The organism is Emticicia sp. BO119 (assembly GCF_013912375.1).
Classification (GTDB): Bacteria; Bacteroidota; Bacteroidia; order Cytophagales; family Spirosomataceae; genus Emticicia.
In genome coordinates, this window is record NZ_JACETV010000007.1 from 98,290 (window position 1) to 114,089 (window position 15,800).

Annotated in this window: 14 protein-coding genes; 9 read left to right on the forward strand and 5 right to left on the reverse strand. The window is 40.7% G+C overall.

The window, feature by feature from the left end:
- The first annotated feature begins 2 nt into the window (after window positions 1–2).
- The gene (locus H1R81_RS20840) at window positions 3–1,061 is read left to right on the forward strand and encodes a ferredoxin--NADP reductase (protein WP_181842685.1); all 1,059 of its coding nucleotides are present in this window, start codon (window positions 3–5) and stop codon (window positions 1,059–1,061) included.
- A 116-nt stretch (window positions 1,062–1,177) separates the two neighbouring features.
- Window positions 1,178–4,147, forward strand: coding sequence for a glycoside hydrolase family 3 N-terminal domain-containing protein (locus H1R81_RS20845; RefSeq protein ID WP_181842686.1), 2,970 nt, complete (start codon window positions 1,178–1,180; stop codon window positions 4,145–4,147).
- A 39-nt stretch (window positions 4,148–4,186) separates the two neighbouring features.
- Here the strand turns inward: H1R81_RS20845 and H1R81_RS20850 are convergent, their stop codons facing one another.
- Window positions 4,187–4,738, reverse strand: a complete 552-nt coding sequence (locus H1R81_RS20850) for an imm11 family protein (RefSeq protein ID WP_181842687.1) — start codon at window positions 4,736–4,738, stop codon at window positions 4,187–4,189.
- A gap of 274 nt (window positions 4,739–5,012) precedes the next feature.
- Between H1R81_RS20850 and H1R81_RS20855 the strand changes: the two genes are divergently transcribed.
- The 7 genes from H1R81_RS20855 to H1R81_RS20885 all read left to right on the forward strand — a co-directional run bounded on the left by H1R81_RS20855 (window position 5,013) and on the right by H1R81_RS20885 (window position 13,520).
- Window positions 5,013–5,897, forward strand: coding sequence for a sugar phosphate isomerase/epimerase (locus H1R81_RS20855; protein ID WP_181842688.1), 885 nt, complete (start codon window positions 5,013–5,015; stop codon window positions 5,895–5,897).
- Between the two features lie 96 nt (window positions 5,898–5,993).
- A complete protein-coding gene (locus H1R81_RS20860; RefSeq protein ID WP_181842689.1) occupies window positions 5,994–7,160 on the forward strand; it encodes a mandelate racemase/muconate lactonizing enzyme family protein in 1,167 nt (388 codons plus the stop codon).
- Window positions 7,161–7,239: 79 nt separating this feature from the next.
- Window positions 7,240–7,734: a VOC family protein gene (locus tag H1R81_RS20865; RefSeq protein WP_181842690.1), complete on the forward strand. Its 495-nt coding sequence runs from the start codon at window positions 7,240–7,242 to the stop codon at window positions 7,732–7,734.
- Complete coding sequence (locus tag H1R81_RS20870) at window positions 7,731–8,699, forward strand: 2-hydroxyacid dehydrogenase (RefSeq protein ID WP_181842691.1); 969 nt, start codon at window positions 7,731–7,733, stop codon at window positions 8,697–8,699. The genes H1R81_RS20865 and H1R81_RS20870 overlap by 4 nt, the downstream gene beginning before the upstream one ends.
- A gap of 121 nt (window positions 8,700–8,820) precedes the next feature.
- A complete protein-coding gene (locus tag H1R81_RS20875; protein ID WP_181842692.1) occupies window positions 8,821–11,484 on the forward strand; it encodes a c-type cytochrome in 2,664 nt (887 codons plus the stop codon).
- A gap of 146 nt (window positions 11,485–11,630) precedes the next feature.
- Window positions 11,631–12,590 carry a ThuA domain-containing protein gene (locus H1R81_RS20880; RefSeq protein ID WP_229251187.1) on the forward strand — a complete coding sequence of 320 codons (960 nt, stop codon included), beginning with the start codon at window positions 11,631–11,633 and terminating at the stop codon, window positions 12,588–12,590.
- 39 nt (window positions 12,591–12,629) lie between these two features.
- Entirely contained in the window at window positions 12,630–13,520 is an 891-nt protein-coding gene (locus tag H1R81_RS20885; protein ID WP_181842693.1) for a hydroxypyruvate isomerase family protein, read from the forward strand.
- Window positions 13,521–13,622: 102 nt separating this feature from the next.
- Here H1R81_RS20885 and ftsY read toward each other — a convergent pair whose 3' ends face one another.
- The 4 genes from ftsY to rpmG all read right to left on the reverse strand — a co-directional run bounded on the left by ftsY (window position 13,623) and on the right by rpmG (window position 15,589).
- Window positions 13,623–14,579, reverse strand: a complete 957-nt coding sequence (gene ftsY / locus H1R81_RS20890; RefSeq protein WP_181842694.1) for a signal recognition particle-docking protein FtsY — start codon at window positions 14,577–14,579, stop codon at window positions 13,623–13,625.
- A 101-nt stretch (window positions 14,580–14,680) separates the two neighbouring features.
- Window positions 14,681–15,088 carry a thioesterase family protein gene (locus H1R81_RS20895; protein WP_181842695.1) on the reverse strand — a complete coding sequence of 136 codons (408 nt, stop codon included), beginning with the start codon at window positions 15,086–15,088 and terminating at the stop codon, window positions 14,681–14,683.
- Between the two features lie 83 nt (window positions 15,089–15,171).
- Complete coding sequence (locus H1R81_RS20900) at window positions 15,172–15,327, reverse strand: DUF4295 domain-containing protein (RefSeq protein ID WP_015029008.1); 156 nt, start codon at window positions 15,325–15,327, stop codon at window positions 15,172–15,174.
- Window positions 15,328–15,406: 79 nt separating this feature from the next.
- Window positions 15,407–15,589, reverse strand: a complete 183-nt coding sequence (gene rpmG / locus H1R81_RS20905) for a 50S ribosomal protein L33 (protein ID WP_116983688.1) — start codon at window positions 15,587–15,589, stop codon at window positions 15,407–15,409.
- Window positions 15,590–15,800: the final 211 nt, after the last annotated feature.

Below are 15,800 nucleotides of genomic sequence, written 5' to 3' on the forward strand. Positions count from 1 at the left end.
AGATGGCATTAAGAACGTATTTTCTTCAGGTAAAGGAAGTTGTCACAGAAACACCAGATTGTGTAACGATTTATTTCTGGCACCCTTTGAGTGAGCAGATAAAATATAAAGCAGGTCAATTTATTACGGTAATAGTACCGATTGATGGGAAAAAAGTACGCAGAAGCTATTCTATGTCAACCTCGCCTCACACTGATACGGCTATCGGCATTACTGTAAAACGTGTATCAGGCGGAATGGTTTCAAACTACCTGAACGATAGAGTAAAGATAGGTGATTTTTTAGAAGTGATAGAGCCATTGGGTAATTTCTATGTGGAGCCTGAGGCTGAAAACTCACGTCATTTAGTGCTTTTTGCTGCCGGAAGCGGGATTACTCCCATGATGTCAATCATGAAATCTATCCTGAAAATGGAACCGGAGTCAAGAGTTACCTTAATTTATGGAAACCGGATAGAGGGGGGGATCATTTTTAAAGATAAGATTGAAGAATTAGAGTACAAATACCGTGAGCGGCTAAAAGTACATCATATTCTTTCACGCCCGTCTGATTATTGGGTAGGGCAGGTTGGTCGTATCAGCCAGGGTATCAGTATTCGTTTCATGAAAGACTCCTATACTGATTTTACAAGAGATGAATTTTTTCTCTGCGGCCCTGAGGCAATGATGGAAGATGTGATTAAAGGATTGAATATCTATGATGTATCGAAAAGTCAGATTCATCGGGAGAATTTCCATGCCCCGATGCTTGATGAGATTCATGTAGAAGAAACGGATAATTCGCTCAAAACTCAGATGGTGAAAGTTATTTATGATGGTGATGAATACGAGTTTGAAGTGAAACCCCACCAGAGTATCCTTGAAGCAGCCTTAGATTTAGATATAGACTTGCCTTATTCGTGTCAGGCAGGTATGTGTACGGCCTGTATGGGAAAATGTATTGAGGGCAAGGTAAAAATGGACGAAGAAGAGGGCCTCACAGATAAGGAAATTGCCCAAGGCTATATTCTTACCTGTGTTTCGCATCCACTCACTGCCGGAGTTGTGGTAGAAATGGATTAAAAAAAAATTAAAATACCCCTATACGGTTATAAGGATTTCAATTCTGATGATAACTTTACTTAAGAGCCTGTTCAAACAGGCTCTTTGTCAAAAATAAAAGCCTCTATTTGGCGTTAATGTTTAAAATTTCAGGAATCGTGCTTGTGAGGAAGATTATTTTTACGGGGGCTTTTGCTTTAAGCTTAGTTACAGTTTTCAGTTCATTTATTTTATCCCCTACACCTTCAGACTACCAGACTCAACAGGAAAAGTGGGCCGACAGCCTGCTTGCTACTATGTCTCTGGACGAAAAAGTGGGTCAGTTGTTCATGGTAGCAACTTATTCTAACCGTACAGAAAAATACTATCAGCAGGTTGAGAACAATATTGCTACCTACCACATAGGGGGTATCATTTTCTTTCAGGGAGGGCCTTATCGGCAGGCAAAACTCACCAACCGTTATCAGCAGATTTCCCGAATCCCGCTTATGATAGGCATCGATGCCGAATGGGGCCTGGGTATGCGGCTCGATAGTGCCATTGATTTCCCGAAGCAGATTACTTTGGGGGCTATTCAGGATAATAGTTATGTCGAAAAATTCGGTCAGGAGATAGGCCGCCAATGCAAGCGGTTAGGTATCCACATCAACTTTGCACCCTCTATAGATGTCAATACCAATCCCGACAATCCGATTATTAATTATCGTTCATTCGGAGAGTCACAGATAAATGTGGCGGAAAAGGGGTTGGCCTATGTGCGGGGCATGAAAAAATACAATATTTTAGGTAGTGCCAAGCATTTTCCGGGTCATGGCGATACCGACCAGGACTCTCACCGTACCCTACCTGTGGTAAATCACACTCTGCAAAGATTAAATGAAGTGGAGTTATACCCTTTCCGTCGCCTCATTGCCGATAGTGTGGCTACTGTTATGACAGGTCATTTATATGTGCCTGCTTTAGAACCACGCGGAAATACACCTACCTCGATTTCTGAAAGGATTGTTACAGAAATGATTAAAAACCAAATGGGCTTTAAGGGATTGACTGTAACTGATGCGCTGAATATGAGAGGTATTACACAGGGATTACAACCGGGAGAACCTGAGTTTTTAGCATTTATGGCCGGAAACGATGTGCTTTTGCAAACAGGTAATTTGCCTGCGGCATTTAAAAAAATAAAACAGGCGGTAGAAACAGGACAGATTTCGGAACAGATACTAAATGCTCGTGTAAAGAAAATACTTAAAGCCAAATACTGGGCAGGTTTAAGTAATTATAAACCAATTGAACTCCCTGGCTTAGGTCGTGATTTAAATAGTAAAAAATCCATTGATCTCAAAGCTGAACTGTTTGAACAAGCTGTTACCATCGTTCGGAATCAGGATAATCTTCTGCCCTTTATCCATTTAGATACTACCACTTTTGCCTCAGTAGCTATCAGTAGTGAGTACGAAAATGAATTTCAGAAGTCTCTGAGCCAGTATGCCAGTTTTAAACACTTTACAGTACCATTCAAGCCAAGTTCGGATAAAGACGTAGCCTGGGTATTAGACGAAGCCGCTAAATATAAGGTAGTGGTAGTGAGTGTGCATGGCATGAATAGCAAAGGCGAAAGAAATTATGGAGTATCACCCGCCACTGTCGATTTTATCAATCAGTTAAGCCAGAGAACGAATGTGGTAGTATGTGCCTTTGGTAACCCATATGGCTTAAAATTATATGGCGCATCACGCAATTTAGTATGTGGTTATGAAGATGATCCTATCTCGCATAAAGTAGTGCCCCAGGTGCTATTCGGGGCTTTGCCAGCCAAAGGCCGTTTGCCTGTTTCGGTAGATAATGATTTAAAAGTTGGCAATGGGATTCTGACGCCTAAGTTGGGCAGAGTATCGTTTGGCAATGCAGAAAGTGTGGGTATGAATAGCCAGAAGTTAGATGAAATTGAGCAGGTAGTACAACAAGGTATTGACAACAGGGCTTTTCCGGGTTGCCAGGTTTTAGTGGCACGTCAGGGTAAAGTAGTATATAATCGTAGTTTTGGTACGCTTCGCTATGGGGTGTATGAGCCTGTAAACGATCAGACCTTGTACGACATCGCTTCCATGACCAAAGTTACAGCAACCTTGCAGGGGGTAATGATGCTGAATGAGCGGGGAGAAATAGATATGAATGAAAAAATTTCAAACTATTTACCCGAAATGAAAGGCTCCAATAAAGAAAATATGCTGATTTCTGATATCCTGATGCATCAGGCTGGTCTGGTAGCTTTTGTGCCATTCTGGGAGAAAACTAAAATCGGTAATACCTTAAGAAATGATTATTATAGTTTTGCTTACGATAGCCTGTCTCCCAACTTACAAGTGGCAACTAACTTATATATCAGGCCAGGCATCAGAGATTCTGTCTGGCATTGGGTGATTCAGTCTAAGTTATTAAATATTTACGACAGGTTGGGCGGTTATCGCTTCACTTATAGCGACTTAGGACTGATGATTCTGCAAAAACTGGTAGAGCGAGTCACGAATCAACCCATAGATGAGTTTTTAGAGCAAAATCTCTACGAACCTCTGGGTATGTCAGCTACTTTATTTAACCCTTTACAAAGATTTCCTAAAAACAGTATTGCCCCTACCGAAAATGAGGCTGTTTTCAGGGCCTCACAGATACAAGGAACAGTACATGACCCTAACGCAGCATTGATTGGGGGAGTCTCCGGCCACGCCGGATTATTCAGCAATGCCACCGATTTAGTGAAGTTATTTCAGATGAATCTGCAGAATGGTTTTTATGGCGGACGGAATTTCTTATTTCCTGAAACTGTCAGGCATTTTGCCAGGAATTATACCCAGAAAAGCCACCGGGGTTTAGGTTGGGATAAGCCAGGTTCGAAAGATAGCCCCATTGTTGGTTCAACAGCTTCTGACAATACTTTTGGGCATTCGGGCTTTACCGGAACAGTCGTATGGGTAGACCCAGACCGTGAACTGATTTTTATTTTTCTTTCCAATAGAGTATATCCGATTTCTACCAATAATAAAATTAATACGCTGAAAATCCGTAAAAGGATTCATGAGATTGTTAATGAGGCTATTATTACGCAGTAATCGTTTTTGTCTTCTCTAAATCTTCTTTGTTCGCTTCTCTTAAGTAAGTTTTTTGAATTCAATTCCACTCACTTTAGCTTGTTGAAGTTTTTTCTTAATGTCCTTATCCACAACTAAAACAATGGAGTAATCTTTAATTCTGAAAATGCGAATTCCGTTAGTTTTTTTAGGGTCAAGCACCATTTTATAGAATGATTTGTATTTGCCTGCTAAATCTGGTCTGATTTTATTATTGGGCTCCCAAAGATTAAAGCCAGATTTTTCCTCATCTACGCAATCTACTTCCTGTCTGATTAATAAAACAAAATAATTTTCATTACTATCATTCACCTTTACTGGTATCAACTCTACCTCATCCAAAGAGAACAATTGTGCGGTGCGTTCATTAATAATCGGAACATCAAAAAATGACATAGTAAAATCTAAAGCATCGCCCTTATGAGAAATATCAACTATGATCTTTTCCTTTAAAATCTTATTATGAACAGTACAGTAATCATAGACATTTGCCTTTTTATTTTTTGAGTAAATTTTACCTAAAAACCATCTGTTCTTTATTGATAATTTATCAAGCACCCTATAGTAATCCATTGGATATATTTTTAATTAAGTGATACATGAAACAAAATTATCTATTTCAATAAGGAGATAATCTTAAACGAATTCAATATATAAAAAATCACTAAGAGAGGTATTAAATTGCTTTGAAACAGTATTAATAAAGATATATATTGTTTTTTCGATGGGTGCAAAGAGCAAATAATATCTTGCTAAAACCAAAGAAAATAAACAATTACTGTTATTTTTGCCATAGAGCATTTTACCCTAATGTTCGCGCATTTATTCAACACTTATAACCTTTAGAATGGAAATTTCGATTCACAACTGGATGCGGGCAGAGTCCGTAGAGACTACTATTAAACGAATCGCCGGATTGGGCTACGACAAACTGGAAATTCAGGGAAGCCCTGAGGCGTATGATACAAAAAAAGTAAGTAAACTACTAAAAGACCACGGACTGACCTGTTGGGGCTCGGTAACCCTGATGCTGGAAGACAGAAATCTACTCGCCAAAGACAAAGCCCAAAGAGCAAAATCAGTACAATACATAAAAGATGTGGTGACAATGGTTAAGGAACTCGACGGACAAATGGTGTCAGTAGTACCGGGAACTGTAGGAAAAATTATACCTGATGGCAGACCGGATGAAGAATGGGATTGGGCAGTTGAGGGCATGAAACAAGTATATGAATATGCCGAAAGCGTGGGTATCTTAATAGGTATTGAACCAATTAACCGTTTTGAAACCTACTTTATCAATAGAGGCGACCAAGCCTTGGCACTAGCCGAAGCCGTTGGCCCTAAATGTGGGGTGTGTCTTGATACTTTCCACATGAATATTGAAGAAGATAATACTTATGATGCTATCCGGCGTGCAAAAGATCGTCTGGTAGGTTTTCACGTAGCTGATAGTAATCGTATGGCTCCGGGCATGGGTACTATCAATTGGCCTAAAATTATTGAAACCCTTCGTGAAATTGAGTACGACCAAGTACTATCAGTAGAATTTTGCTCTCCTTTAGACAGAACCCCTGCAAATCCATATCCTAATTCAATAGATTTAGAGCCTGAAGGTTTAAGTCCTGAACAAAAGAAATTCCTGGAAGACCATGGCAGTTCTTCGGTTACAGAGGAGTTCTACTCGATGCTTACCAGAAAGTCTATCGAAACACTAAGACCGCTTTTATAATCTGTAGAGCGAGCTTCCAGCTCACCTTTTGCCTATGTATTTATATCCTAAAACGGCTAATCATTAACAGCCACCAACCTATTTAATATTTTATAAATGAAAATTACCAACGTAGAAGCCTTCTGGCTTCGATGCCCTATTCCTAAAGAAAAACAACACTTTTCAGATTATGGTCTTTTGACTGACTTTGATATGACGCTGGTTGTCATAACCACCGACACAGGTTTACAGGGATTTGGCGAAGCAAAAGCAGCCGTAGGGTCTTCGGGCGTTTGTGCCTCTATTGTTACTTGTGTAGAAAAAGAAATAAAGCCTTTGCTGGTAGGCAAAGATGCTCGCCATATTACCCGTATATGGGAACATATCTATAACGGAACCCGCGACCACTATGCCTTGAAAAGAGGCCGCAAGTTCCCGATATTAGGCAGAAGAGGTCTAACTATCTCGGCCATGAGTGGCGTTGATACAGCCCTTTGGGACTTAAAAGGGAAAGCCTTAGGCGTACCTGTGGTAGAATTGTTAGGGGGCGCATGCAGAGAAAAAATGCCAGCTTATGCGAGTGGTGGCTGGGCAGGAACTGATAAAATAGGTGAGCAATTGTTGGGATATGTTTCAAAAGGTTTTCAGGGAGTAAAGATGCGTGTGGGGGTAATGGACGAAACCGTGCAGGAGAGTATCAGACGTGTAAGAGCTGCCAGAGAAGCATTAGGTGAAAATATTAAATTAATGACCGACGCACATGGTACTTTCAGTGTTCCAGAAGCAAAACAGTTTTGCAGAGGAGTAGAAGATTGTAATCTGTATTGGTTTGAAGAGCCCATCAGTCCGGATAACCGTCATGGTACTGCCGAAGTACGAGCATCAACGGCTATTCCGATTGCGGCAGGTGAAAGTGAATATACCGCCTTTGATGTACGTGATTTGATTGAAGTACGTGCCTTAGACGTAGTTCAACCTGATTCGGCTATTATCGGTGGTATCACAGAAGCTATGCGTGTAGCACATTTAGCCCATACCCACCAGTTGGAGTTGGCTCCGCATTGCTGGGGCTCGGCATTCTCTTTCATGGCAGGTGTGAATGTGGCCTTTGCAGCCCCTGCAGCTACTATTATTGAGTTTTCATTAGGCGGTAACCCAATGATGTATGACCTTGTACAGGAAAAAATACAAGCCATTGATGGGATGATCGATGCCCCGACTGCTCCGGGCTTAGGCTTGACTCCCAACTGGGATTTTGTAAAGGAATTTAAACAGACAGTTTAATTTGATACCCTGACAATTCATTAGTGCAAATCTTGTACATTGTGTACATCGTGGCAAAATGAATAAACTATATAAAACAATGGCAAAAGCAGTAAAAATAAACCACGTAGCACTGGTAGTAAGCAACCTTGAAAAAGCTTGCGAATTTTACGAAAAAGAAATGGGCTTAGAGCCTTTACCAGCTTTTTTGTTCGATTACCCGACGGCCTTTTTTAAATTCAATGAAGAGCAACAACTGCACCTGACTGAGTGGGACGATACCTATTCGTTCAGAGGGCACGTATGTGTGCAGGTAGATGATTTCAATACTATTTTCTACCGCATGAAAGAGTTAGGAGTAATTGATATTCTGCCTTGGGGTAAAGTACGTCAATTACCTGATGGTGCGATGCAGATGTTTGTGCGCGATCCATCTGGCAATCTGGTTGAAATATCCTCAGCACCGGGTAGTGATATTGACCCGAAGATTTTTGAAGACGAAGAGCTATTCAAAGCAGGTATTTATGTGTCAGGACGTAATGATTTCAGAGGATATAAATCAGCTGATGCGACTTTATATCACGACAGAACATGAAAAAAAACGTATTGCTTTTAGAAACCGTTGCTGATGAAGCAATGGATTTACTCAATAATGCTGCTTTGGCAGGAGAAATAGAAATCTTTACCGCTTACGGAGATACATCTTTAGTTACTATTCTACAAGAAAACTCTATTGATGGAGTAATTACCAGAGGAAAAGGGCAGGGGAACAAGCATTTGATGGAGGCTTGTCCTGATTTACAAGTAATTGCCCGCTGTGGTGTAGGGCTCGATAATGTAGACGTGAAAGAAGCAACAGCCCGCAGAATCAAAGTAGTAAATGCGCCCGGTTCAAATTCAAGTACCATAGCAGAACACGCGATTACGCTCATGCTGATGTTGCAACGCAATTTGTATGAATCAGCAAGACAGGTAAAAGCCGGTAACTGGGAATGGAGAAACCAGTTTGTGGGCGACGAGTTGCATGGGAAAACTCTGGGAGTTTTAGGCATGGGTAATATCGGTAAACGGGTAGCTAAATTAGGTGATGCTTTTAGTATGAATGTGGTGTATTGGGATAAATTCCCGGTACAATCAGAATATCAGGGTTTGTCTTTGGAAGAGGTTTTGAAAGTATCGGATATTATTACTTTGCATTTGCCGTTATTTGAAGATACTAAAAACCTGATAGGCGAAAAAGAACTGGCCATGATGAAACGGCATGCGATTCTGATTAACACTGCCAGAGGGGCCTTAGTAGACCAGAAAGCTTTAGTAGAGGCACTGAATAATGGAGTAATCGGCGGATTTGGGGCTGATGTATTAGTAGTAGAGCCACCAGCACGGGATGAGCCATTATTAAGCCATCCGAAGACCATTATTACTGCGCATGTAGGAAGCCTTACCGCCACTACTTACAAAAATATGTGTGTGTCGACGGTAAAAAATCTATTGGCCATCTTATCAGGAAAATCACCTCAACCTGAAAGTGTTTTTAATAGAAAAGAGTTAGATTTATAAAACCCCTCCCTAGCCCTCCCCAACAGTGGGGAGGGGATTAAAAGTCTCTTCCCCATTGTTGGGGAAGAGATTTGAGATGGGGTTGATTTTTAACCTGAAATTCAATCCTAAAAAATAAACTATGAACACTCAACCCAACACAGTGAAACTCCTTGTGATTGTTACCGGGATATTTCTGTTTGTGGCTTCTTACACAAGTCTGGAAAAGAATCAGGCTACTGCGGAGGAGAACCCTAAAATTGCCAAGCTGAAACTACAACCCGGTTTTAAGGCAGAACATCTCTACAGCCCATCAGAAAACGAACAGGGTTCATGGGTATCAATGGCTTTTGACGACAAAGGACGTATGATTGCTTCAGACCAGTACGGTGGTCTGTATCGCCTCACTATTCCAGCCATCGGCCAGGGCACTACTCCGAAAGTAGAGAAATTAACAGTAGAGGGCGATACTACTGTGCTTGGCACTGCCCATGGCTTACTTTATGCTTTTAATAGTTTGTATGTCATGGTGAACAATTTTGGAAGCAAAAAACTTCCAAGAAAAAGCGGATTATATCGATTGCAGGATACTAACGGTGACGACCAATATGATAAACTAACTTTAATGAAAGAGTTGAAAGGTGATGGAGAACATGGCCCTCACAGCATCATTCTTTCTTTTGATAAAAAATCTTTGATGGTAATATCGGGTAATCATACAGATGCCCCTGAAATGGATGATTACAGACTTCCTTCAAATTGGCAATATGACCAGTTATTTCCTCTGATAAAAGACCCGAGAGGCCATGCCAATGACCGTAAAGAACCAGGCGGATGGATTGCCAATGTTGACCCTGACGGTAAACACTGGGAATTAATAAGTGCCGGATACAGAAACGCGTTCGATATGGCTTATAATGATGTAGGTGATTTATTTGTATATGATGCCGATATGGAATGGGACTTCGGTATGCCTTGGTATCGCCCGACACGTATCTGTCATGCTACCAGTGGTAGTGAATTCGGTTGGAGAACAGGCTCAGGAAAATGGTCGCCTACTTTGCCTGATAACCTTCCACCGATTATTAATATCGGACAAGGCTCACCTACCAATTTGCTTTATACAAATGATGCGAAATTTCCTGCAAAATATAAGAATACCCTTCTGGCATTTGACTGGAGCTTCGGAATTGTTCACGCACTTCATCTGAAACCGAGTGGCTCGACGTATTCTGCTGACAGAGAGGAGTTTTTATCAGGTATGCCTTTGCCTTTGACCGATGGAGCCATTGGCCCTGATGGAGCTTTATACTTCCTGACAGGTGGGCGAAGGTTAGATTCAGACCTTTACAGAGTATATTATAATGGTTCAGAAAGCACTGATGTATCAGTAGCGACAGCGCCAACTAAAGAAAATACTTTAAGACGAGAGTTGGAGGCATTCCATGGCGAACCGAATGCAATGGCAATTGATAAAGCATGGCCGAATTTAAAACATCCCGACAGACTCGTTCGCTATGCGGCAAGAATAGCTGTAGAGCATCAACCAGTGGCAGAATGGCAGGCCAAAGCCCTGGCAGAAAAAGAGCCGATTACTATCATCAATGCGATGATTGCTCTGGCTCGTCAAGGAAAACCTGAACAGAGTGAAAGCATATTGAAATCTTTGTTGAGTGTTAACTATGCTACTTTATCGGTTTCACAGAAAATAGATTTGTTACGTGCTTTTGAGTTGACATTTTCAAGAATGGGGCAACCAACGGCTGCAATAAAACCTAAACTTGTAGCTTATCTAAATCCGCTTTTCCCTTCATCTGATGATGAGATAAATAAATTATTAAGCAGAATTCTGGTATATCTGGAAGCACCGGGGATTGTATCAAAAACAGTAGCCTTATTAGATAAAAAAGAAGCACCAGGTGTAATAGCAGGTGGACAAACAGCTACTTCTTCTGCCGACCTGATTATGCGCAATCCGCAATATGGATTAGATATTGCCAAAATGTTAGAAAAAATGCCTCCTGCGCAGCAGATTTATTTTGCAACTGTGCTAAGCTCTGCCAAAACTGGTTGGACCCCTCAATTGCAGGATAAATACTTCAAATGGTTCCGTAATGCACTGAACTTCCGTGGAGGTAATAGTTATATTGGTTTTATTGACAGAGCCAGAAAATTAGCCTTAGCTAATGTGCCTAAAGACAAAGTAACTTATTACGAAAAATTATCAGGTGCAGACTTGATGTCTAAATCAGGTAATGATCTGGTGGTGCAGAATTACCCGAAAGGCCCAGGCAAAAACTGGAAATTAGATGTGGCAGTAGAAACAGTAGAAAAAGGTCTGACCAATCGTAATTTCCAACAGGGTAAAGATATGTACAATGCCATTACTTGTAGCCGTTGCCATAGTATGCGTGGTGAGGGCGGTAATGTTGGCCCTGATTTAACCCAGTTAGGTACTCGTTTCTCTACAAAAGATATTTTAGATGCTATTATTGACCCAAGCAAGGCGGTATCAGACCAATATGCGGCAACCCAGTTTATTCTGAAAAACGGAGATTCAGTAGTAGGTCGTCTGGCTAATGAGGATAATAATTTCTACTACGTCTCACAGAACCCTTACGCGCCTGATATATTGATGAAATTAGCGAAAAAAGATGTAGCTTCAAGTAAGTATTCATCAGTATCTGTGATGCTTCCGGGTCTTATCAATGGTTTGAATGAGGAAGAATTAAGAGATTTGATAGCTTATTTGAAATCTGGAGGGAATGAAAACAATGCGATGTTTGCCCGTAAGGATGGGAAATGATAAATAATAAATAATTAGGGTTCTGTAAATATGCAAATAACTTTGAATGTACAGACTGTAGAGACAGGGCATTGCCCTGTCTCTACAAAACCTGGCCTTCCATAAGAACGTTTATTTCGTGAAACCTAATCATTCACCGTCAATATATGAATTTCAGACAATCTCTAACCTCTAAACCAACGGCTATGGCAAATAAAAAACTAAATTTTAATGGGAAATTCGCCTTATTTTTAGCCGGATTTTCGTTTCTGTTTTTAAGTCAGATTATCGCACAAAAAGGAGCAAAACAACCTATCAATGTTTTGATAATTGACGGGCAGAATAACCATAAAAATTGGCCTCAGACTACCCAATTGATGAAGGGCTATCTGGAAGAAACAGGGCTTTTCAAAGTAAGTGTAGCCACTACACCGCCGGAGGGTGGAGACATGGAAACATTTAAGCCGGATTTCTCACAATATCAGGTAGTCCTGTCCAACTATAACGGAGATTCATGGTCGAAAGCTACCAAAGATGCCTTCGAGAAGTTTGTCAGCAATGGCGGTGGGTTTGTAAGTGTTCATGCCGCAGATAATGCTTTTCCGGAATGGGAGGCATACAATAAAATGATTGGTGTAGGTGGTTGGGGTAATCGCAATGAAAAATCAGGCCCGTATGTATATTATGACGAAGAAAAAGATACATTCGTACATGATAATAGCGCAGGTCGTGGCGGTAGTCATGGGATAGAACATCAGTTTTTAGTAAAACTAACTAATATTAAACACCCGATTACTAAAGGCTTACCGGATGCATGGCTACATGAGAAAGACGAGCTTTACGACCGGATGAGAGGCCCAGCCGAGAACATGGAGATATTGGCTACGGCTTATAGTGACAAAGAAAAGAGAGGTTCGGGTCGGATAGAACCCATGTTAATGACCGTCAGCTATGGCAAGGGGAAGATATTTCATACTGTGCTTGGGCATGGTAATTACTCACAAAAATGCAAGGGCTTTATTACTACCTTGCAAAGAGGAACTGAGTGGGTTGCTACTGGAAAAGTAACTCAGGCAGTTCCGAAGGATTTCCCGACGGCAGAAGCTGTGAGTATCAGAGAAAATTAATTGTAAAGAAACTACTATTCAAATTTAACAAAATAAACAATGGAATCGAACTCATCACGTCGTTCAGCCCTGAAAAACATCATCGGTGGAGCGGCCATATTATCAGCACCTATGTCGCTTACCGAAGCTTTCGCGGCTAACGAAAAGATATTAGGCAGCGAATTGAATGGTAAAATCAATCACTCGGTTTGCCGTTGGTGTTATAGTAAAATACCTTTAGAAGACCTTTGCAAAGAGGTAGTAGCTATGGGCATGAAATCTATAGAACTACAAGGCCCTGAAGATTGGCCAACACTTAAGAAATATGGTCTTCATTGTGCCATGCCTTGGGGAGCGGGTATGGGTATCGAAAAAGGATTTAACAATCCTGCTTTACATGATGAACTGGTTGCCAGTTATGAGGCTATTTTCCCGAAACTGAAAGCAGCAGGTTATGACAAAGTCATTTGTTTTTCTGGCAATAGAAAAGGAATGTCAAACGAAGAGGGTATGGAAAACTGTGCCAAAGGTCTGAAAAGACTGATGTCATCGGCTGAGAAACATGGTGTTACAATGGTAATGGAGCTATTGAACAGCAAAGTGAACCATAAAGATTACATGTGCGACTACAGCAAGTGGGGCGTTGATTTATGTGACAAAGTAGGTTCAGAAAGATTCAAATTGTTATACGATATCTACCATATGCAAATCATGGAAGGCGACGTAATTGCCACTATCAAAAAATATCATCCTTACTTTGCTCATTATCATACAGGTGGTGTTCCGGGTCGTGCAGAAATTGATGATACACAGGAACTGAATTATCCGGCTATTATGCGCGCTATTGTAGAAACGGGTTATAAAGGCTATGTGGCACAAGAATTTGTTCCAAAACGCCCTGACGCCATAGCTTCCTTGAAACAAGGGATGACGATTTGTGATATTGCTTAAAACCTATCCTAACCCTCTCCAACAATGGGGAGGGAACAAAAAGAAGCTCCTTTCCCTATTGTTGGGGAGAGGGGTTGGGGTGTGGGGTACATTTTGGCAAAATTACTTCTTAAACAGAGAATCCACAAATTCCATTTTATTGAATACCTGTAAATCATCCATTTGCTCACCTACACCGATATATTTTACCGGAATCTTGAATTCGTCTGAAATACCAATGACTACCCCACCTTTGGCGGTGCCATCCAGTTTAGTAATAGCTAATGAGTTAATCTCCGTTACTTTCGTAAACTCACGGGCTTGTATAACAGCATTTTGTCCCGTACTCCCATCTAAAACTAACATTACTTCATGTGGTGCTTCCGGTAAGAATTTCTGAACAACGCGTTTAATTTTTCCTAATTCGTTCATCAGGTTTACTTTGGTGTGCAAACGTCCTGCGGTATCAATAATGATAATGTCGGCATTCATTTCCATGCCTTTTTTCACGGCATCAAAAGCTACCGATGATGGGTCTGTATTCATGCCGTGGTCAATCACCTCAACGCCTACACGTTTTCCCCAGAGTTTCAATTGGTCAACGGCTGCTGCTCTGAAGGTATCGGCTGCTCCTAAAACCACTTTTTTGCCTCTTTTCTGAAACTGATGCGCCAGTTTGCCGATGGTTGTGGTTTTACCCACGCCATTCACCCCCACAACCATCAACACATAAGGTTTTGGCAGATTGTCAGTCTCAAAACTATCTGTTACATCCTGAGAGTTATTTTCAGCCAGCAAAGCCGCTGTTTCCTCACGCAGAATTCTGTCTAATTCTTCAACAGTTGTATATTTATCGCGCTCTACTCTTGCTTCAATACGTCTGATAATCTTTACGGTTGTTTCCACGCCCACATCAGAACTGATCAGAATCTCTTCCAATTCATCTAATACCTCATCATCCACTTTCGATTTCCCAATGATCGCACGAGAGAGTTTATCAAAAATACTCGTTTTTGATTTTTCAAGTCCTTTATCAAGCGTTTCTTTTTTCTCTTTCGAGAAGAAGTCAAATAAGCCCATTTATAGTAATAGTGTAAATATGAATAATTGCCGGGCCTGCGGGATTTAAACAGGCTTTAAGACAAAACTATAACAATTTTATGAGAGTTTCAGTTTAATTCTTACGAAAAGCTGAAAAACAAATCAGCTATTTCTTCGCTGACACGCTTCGGGCGAAAGCTTTTCGCATCCAGACAAACCCATATGGTTCGTGAGCGGGCCAGCACTTCCTCATCTCTCAAAATCTCGCAATGCCGGTCACTGGTTACGCCTGTAAAATTATCCACCCAGGTTTTTACCATCAGATTTTCTCCCAAAAAAGCAGGTTTCAGATAATCAATCTCATGTCGGCGTACCACCCATGCAATCTGTGAACTTAGTTCTGTCGGTACAGCTGAATGCCAGTGACTACCTGCGGCTTCCTGCACATAGCGCAGGTACACAATATTATTGACGTGATTCAAATCGTCGATATCTGTGGCAACGACTTTGATTGGGAAGAAATGATAATTGCTTCTACGGGTTTCCATGGCTTTGAGTGGGTTAAATGAGTCCAAAACAAAAAAGCCCTCTTGAGCAACAAGAAGGCTTCTACCAATATTATCTATTGGAATTATGCTTTAAGCGCGTTTTGCAATTCTTCCATAGGAACCATTTCTTCCTTGAAAGTATATGCACCGGTTTTAGGAGACTTCACAGCTTTGATAACTTTTGCGAAGTTTTTTCCTGCGGTTTTATCACGAAGCGTAGCGACTACTTTCTTTGCCATTTTAGTATCGTTTTATGAGGTTTTGATTCAAATGATTTTTCAGGATTCTGATAAATCTATGAACCCCTGCCATCAAAAATTATTTAATTTCTTTATGAGTAGTATGTTTTTTCAGGAATGGGTTATATTTTTTTAACTCCATACGACCTGTAGTATTTTTACGGTTTTTAGTCGTAACGTAGCGAGACATACCTGCTACACCGCTTGTTTTTTGCTCAGTGCACTCTAAGATAACCTGTACACGATTGCCTTTCTTCGCCATTGTTTTATGTATTTAATAACTTTAAAATCTATTTTTCGGGCTGCAAAGATACTAAACTCCTGATTATTAACCAAATCTCTACCAAAAGTTTTTTATGAATTTATTAGATTTTATGCGGCTAAGTACAATTTTACAGACACCTGCCTTGACAATTTCAAAAGAAATGCAATAAATTCGTTTTAATATTATAGTTTTGAACTGTACAGATAAA